At 73.7% G+C, this 5,445-nt stretch carries 4 protein-coding genes; 2 read left to right on the top strand and 2 right to left on the bottom strand.

Going from position 1 to position 5,445, the window contains the following annotated elements; translation table 11 throughout:
* Window positions 1-2,353 (top strand): CLIPPER-2 domain-containing protein (locus tag H5J30_RS16080; RefSeq protein WP_220188970.1); only part of this gene is annotated, 2,353 nt, incomplete at its 5' end.
* Window positions 2,354-2,662: 309 nt separating this feature from the next.
* Window positions 2,663-3,460, top strand: a complete 798-nt coding sequence (locus H5J30_RS16075) for a VOC family protein (RefSeq protein WP_181788119.1) — start codon at window positions 2,663-2,665, stop codon at window positions 3,458-3,460.
* Between the two features lie 135 nt (window positions 3,461-3,595).
* On the opposite strand, the gene H5J30_RS16070 is transcribed toward H5J30_RS16075, so the two are convergent.
* On the bottom strand, window positions 3,596-3,820 hold the full coding sequence (locus H5J30_RS16070) for a hypothetical protein (RefSeq protein WP_181788118.1): 225 nt from the start codon (window positions 3,818-3,820) through the stop codon (window positions 3,596-3,598).
* A gap of 64 nt (window positions 3,821-3,884) precedes the next feature.
* Window positions 3,885-5,445: alpha-L-fucosidase (locus H5J30_RS16065; protein WP_258563348.1), on the bottom strand; the 1,561-nt coding region annotated here is incomplete at its 5' end.

Here is a 5,445-nt window from a genome sequence, read left to right as displayed (position 1 = left end):
CCCGATCTACGTGGAGGAGGACTTCACCGGCGCCACCGCGCCGGAGTTCACCGGCTACGGCTCCGCGTGCCTGACGGGCGCGGCCGCCGACGACGACGGCCCGACGACCGGCGTCCACCCCCTCGGCGGCTGCCCGACGCCCTCGGCGGTCGGCGGCCCCGTACCGCCGCCGGGCGCCGACGGCAACGGCTACCTGCAGCTCACCGACGCCAAGACGGACCAGAGCGGCGCGGCGCTGTACGACCAGCCCGTCCCCGCCGAGGACGGGCTGGTGGTCACGTTCGAGCAGTGGCAGTACGGGCCGACCGCCGAGTTCCAGGGGGAGCGCCGGCCCGCGGACGGGATCTCGTTCTTCCTCGTCGACGGCGCCGCGGACCTGGACGCGCCGGGCGCGTTCGGCGGCAGCCTGGGCTACGCGCAGAAGAACGACCCCGCCGAGGCCGTCGTCCCCGGTGTCGACCAGGGCTACGTCGGCATCGGCCTCGACGTGCTCGGGAACTTCTTCAACGACGGCGAGGGCCGCGGCAGCGGCTGCCCCGCGGACCAGCGCTCCCCCGCGGGCACCGCGTTCCCCACGATCTCCAGCACCGGCCCCAACATGGTCACGGTGCGCGGCCCCGGCGACGGCCTGGAGGGCTACTGCTTCCTCGACGCCACCTACACCGGGGAGCACTCCGACGCCACCGGGTGGGAGTCGAGCCTGCCGGGCCTGCTCGAAGGGCCGACGACCGAGGTCTCCAGCGACCCGGTCCAGGCGGAGGCGGACCTGGAGCCGTCGAAGCGGACGGTGACGGTGCAGATCACCCCGGCGCCGGACCCGGTGCTGACGGTCTGGATCGACTTCCAGGACGGCCGGGGCCCCCAGCAGGTCCTGAGCAGGCCGGCGCCCACGCCGGTGCCGAGCACGTACAAGTTCGGCTTCGCCGGCTCCACGGGCGTCTGGTCCAACGTGCACCTCATCCGCAACGTCGTCATCGGCCGGCCGGCGCCGGCGCTGAGCCTGGTCAAGTCCGTGCCGGACGACCTGCCGCTGCCGCTGGAGGCGGGCGACGAGGTGCCGTACACCTACACCGTCACCAACACCGGGAACACCGAACTGGAGGACGTCACCGTCACCGACGACCGCCTCGGCCCGATCACCTGCCCGCAGACCACGCTGTCCCCCGGCGAGAGCGTCGAGTGCACGGGAACGGGCACGGTCACGGAGGAGGACGCGGCACGCGGCGAGCTGACCAACACCGCCACCGCCACCGCCGTCTTCGACGGCCAGGAGGTCGGCCCGGAGGAGGACAGCCTCACGCTGCCCGTACGGAATCCGGCGCCCGCGCTCACGCTCGTGAAGTCGGTGCCGGCGGACCTGCCGCTGCCGCTGGAGGTGGGTGACGAGGTCCCGTACACCTACACCGTCACCAACACCGGGAACACCGAACTGGAGGACGTCACCGTCACCGACGACCGCCTCGGCCCGATCACCTGCCCGCAGACGACGCTGGCGCCCGGGGAGAGCGTGCGCTGCACGGCGACGGGCACGGTCACGGAGGAGGACGCGGCACGCGGCGAGGTGCCCAACACCGCCACCGCCACGGCCACCTTCGAAGGCGAGGAGGTCGGCCCCGAAGAGGACAGCCTCAACCTGCCCGTACGCAGGACGGAGCCCGGCCCCGCGCTCACCCTCATCAAGTCCGTGCCCGACGACCTGAACCTCCCGCTGGAGGAAGGGGACACCGTTCCGTACACCTTCACGGTGACCAACACGGGAAACACCGTGCTGGAGGACGTGACCGTCGTCGACAGCCGGCTGGGCCCGGTCTCGTGCCCGCAGACCACGCTGGCGCCCGGCGAGAGCGTCCGGTGCACGGGGACCGGCACGGTCACGGCCGAGGACGCGGCACGCGGTGAGTTGCCCAACACGGCCACCGCCACCGCCGTCTTCGACGGCCAGGAGGTCGGGCCGGAGGAGGACAGCCTCAACCTGCCGGTACGGGTACCGGAGCCGGGCGCCCAGGGGTCCATCACCGTGAACAAGGTGGACGCCCACAACGGCAAGCCGCTGGCCGGCGCGGTCTTCGAGCTGTGGCGCGAGACCAACGGCGTGCCGGGGCTCCAGACCCGCGGCGGGAACCCCGACACCAGGGAGGGCAGCGGCTGCGCCACCGACAGGCGCGGCGTCTGCGTCTTCGCCGACCTGGAGAACGGCACCTACTACCTGCTGGAGACCGAGGTCCCCGACGGCTTCCGGCTGCCGAAGCCCCCGGTCACCGGTCCCCTCACGATCGAGGGCGACGAGCACCTGACCGAGCGGATCGGCAACCCGCGCGGCGAGCCCTGCAAGGGCAAGGGCTGCAAGAAGTAGCCCGGTCACACCCCGCGTGCGGGCGTCCCGGCTCACCGCCGGGGCGCCCGCACACTGCCGTGCGGGCGATGCGCCGCAGCCGCCCCACCGGCGACGACAGCTCCGTCACCTCCGCAACCGGTCACCGACGGCGAGGGCGGGGCACCGCTGCGTTGCCGCCTGCGGCGCGGCCGGGCCGGGGAGCGGCTCGCCCTCGGGTCGTGCGCCGCGGCTGAAAGCCGTCCGCGCGCGAGCTGCGGGTCTCGGGACTAGCGTGAGAAGTGCACAAATCCACGCAATAACCCCCAGCCTCAGAGGAGGCGACCGATCATGGCCGTACGACCCGAAGGCGCACCCTGCTGGGCGGACGCAACCTTCCCCGACCTGGAGTCCGCGAAGAGCTTCTACGCCGACATCTTCGGCTGGACCTTCGAGGACGGCGGCGAGGCCGCCGGGCACTACACCCAGGCGTCCGCGGACAGCGGCGTCGCCGCCGGGCTCGCCCCGCCGATGCCGGGCGCGGAGAAGGCTCCGGCCGGCTGGACGCTGTACTTCGCCACCCCCGACGCCGAAGCCACCGCCGGGCACGTCGGCGAGCACGGCGGGCGGGTCGTCATGGGCCCGATGGAGGTCGGCCCGTACGGCACGATGGCCATCGCCGAGGACCCGGACGGGATCCGGTTCGGGCTGTGGGAGCCGGGCAGCCACGAGGGCTTCGCCGCGATCGGCGAGCCCGGCACGTTCTGCTGGGCCGAGGTCGACACCCGCAACCCCGAGCACGCCGACGCCTTCTTCCCCGAGGTCTTCGGCTACCGGGTGCGCAAGATGCAGGACGACAGCATGGACTACGCCGTGTGGAGCGCCGGCGACAGCGACCCGCTCATCGGCCGGGCGGAGATGAGCAGCGACGTCTTCCCCGCCGGGACGCCTCCGCACGTGGGCGTCTGCTTCGCCGTGGACGACTGCGACCGTGCCGTGGAGACGACACGGCGGCGCGGCGGCAGCGTGACGTTCGGGCCGCAGGACTCGCCGTTCGGGCGGATGGCGACCCTGGAGGACCCGCAGGGCGCGTCGTTCACCGTGATCGACGTCAACCGCACGGTCGGCGACATGCCGGACTTCGCCTGAGGCGGGCGGCGGCCCCGGGGGCCCGGGTGTCCAGGTGCCCGGCCCACCGGGCGCTCCGTACGCGGAGAGCGCGCAAAAGCGCCCGCTCCGCGTACGGAGCAGGCGCCTGCGCGCGGCGCGGCGAACGCGCCGGGGTCAGCTCTTCTTCTTCTCCGCCGCGACCACCAGCCCGGCGATCACCGCGAAGGCCACCAGCGGGGTGAGCACGAAGAGACCGAGGGTCTCCGCGACACTCAGCCCGGGGCCCGGGTCGTCGCCGTCGTCGCGGTTGAGCGCGGAGGCGGCGGGGGACGACATCAGCATCATGAGCGCCGTCCCGGCGGCGAGTGCACCGGCGCGCAGGGTCTTCTTCCTGTCCACGTGCAAACCGTAGCGAACACCGCCGCGGTCCGCGCGCCCGGGGTCGCCTAACGTGCGGCGTCCGCTACGGGCCCGGCTCCCCGGCCGTGCTCAGATGCGCCGTCACCGCCAGCAGCCGCGGCGCGCCCCGCGCCTCGTCCACCCGGACCCGCAGCTTGTCCGCCGTCACCGGCTCGGCCAGCGGGAGGATGCGGTACGCGCCGATCGTGGTGCCCGCCGCGACCTGCCGCCACTCCCCCGTCGCCGGATCCCGCGCCTCCACCGCGAAGCGCTCGACGCGCTGGCCGTGCCGGATGTCCTCCGCCACCCGGACCCGGTCGAAGGTCTGCGGCCCGCGCCGGTCCAGCACGTCCGCGCCGTAGACCGCGCGCACCCGGTCCCCGAAGGCCCGCAGCTCGCGTACGTCCTCGGGGGCGATGCGGCCGTCGCGCGCGGGCGGCACGTTGAGCAGGAGCGGGGCGTTGCGGCCGACGCTCTGCTCGTACAGCGCGAACAGCTCGTCGGCGGTCTTCGGCCGCTCGCCGGGGTGGTGGAACCAGCCGGGGCGGTTGGAGACGTCCGCCTCCGCCGGATACCACTGCAGGTACCGCACGCCGTCGGCGAGGAGCTTGGCGCGCGAGCCGATGTCGGGGTCGGTGGAGTCGTTGGGCAGCGCGCCGTGGGTGGACCAGGGGTCGACGGTGTGCGGGGTGACGCTCCACTCGGTCTCGCGGGCGACGCCCCGCTCGTTGCCGACCCAGCGGACGCCCTGCGGGCCCTGGAAGACGACGGTGTCCGGGGAGAGCGCGTGGATCAGCTCGTACCACTGCCGGAAGCCGTACTCCTGGGTGATGCCCGCGTCCCGCCACGGGTTGGCGCCGTCGAGCCACAGCTCGTCGATGGGGCCGTACTCGGTGAACAGCTCGTAGACCTGGTTCAGGTAGTACGCGTCGTAGTCGTTCGCCCGCACCGTGAACGTGGGCAGCCGCCCGGCCGCGACGTCGTCGGCGCGGTCGTCGCCCTCGGTGAGGGTGGGGATGGTGTGGGTGCGCACGGGGCTGCCGTTGCCGTAGCGGCCGTGGCCCGAGGGCGGGCCGCCGTCCGCGAGCGCGGTGCGCTCGACGCTCGTCAGCTGCTCGCCCGCCTCCTCCTTCTCCCGCAGCGTCTCCAGCCAGCCGGCGTGCCAGGCGTGCGGCAGTTCCGCGCCGTCGGACGGGGAGAGGTAGACGCCGACGCCGAGGCCGGCCTTGCGGGCCTCCCTGACGTACGTGCCGAGGAGGTCGCGGCTGTGCGGGCTGGCGGCCACGGAGTGGTCGGAGTAGCGCGTCGGGTAGAGGTTGAAGCCGTCGTGGTGCTTGGCGGTGAGCATGGCCGTCTCGGCGCCCATCGCCCGGTACGTGCGCATCCACTGCGCGACGTCGACGCGCCCCGGGTCGAAGAGCGCCGGGTCCTCCGCGCCGGAGCCCCACTCGCGGTCGGTGAGGGTGTTCATGCCGAAGTGGGTGAAGGCGGTCACCTCGCGCCCCTGCCAGGCGAGTTGGCCGCGGGTGGGCACGATGTGGGCGGCCTTGGCGAGGATGCGCTCGGGGGTGTCGCAGTCCTCGATGGTCATCTGGGAGGCGGGCTCGATCGGCCGGGTGCACTCG

Source organism: Streptomyces phytophilus (genome assembly GCF_013870535.1).
Lineage (GTDB): Bacteria > Actinomycetota > Actinomycetes > Streptomycetales > Streptomycetaceae > Streptomyces > Streptomyces phytophilus.
Note: the sequence above shows the minus strand (reverse complement) of the source record. Positions and strands in the feature narration are given on the sequence as shown.

Bases quoted from the DNA above. Each gene is read 5' to 3' on its own strand.
- H5J30_RS16075 (WP_181788119.1), top strand. From the start codon at position 2,663: ATGGCCGTACGACCCGAAGGCGCACCCTGCTGGGCGGACGCAACCTTC.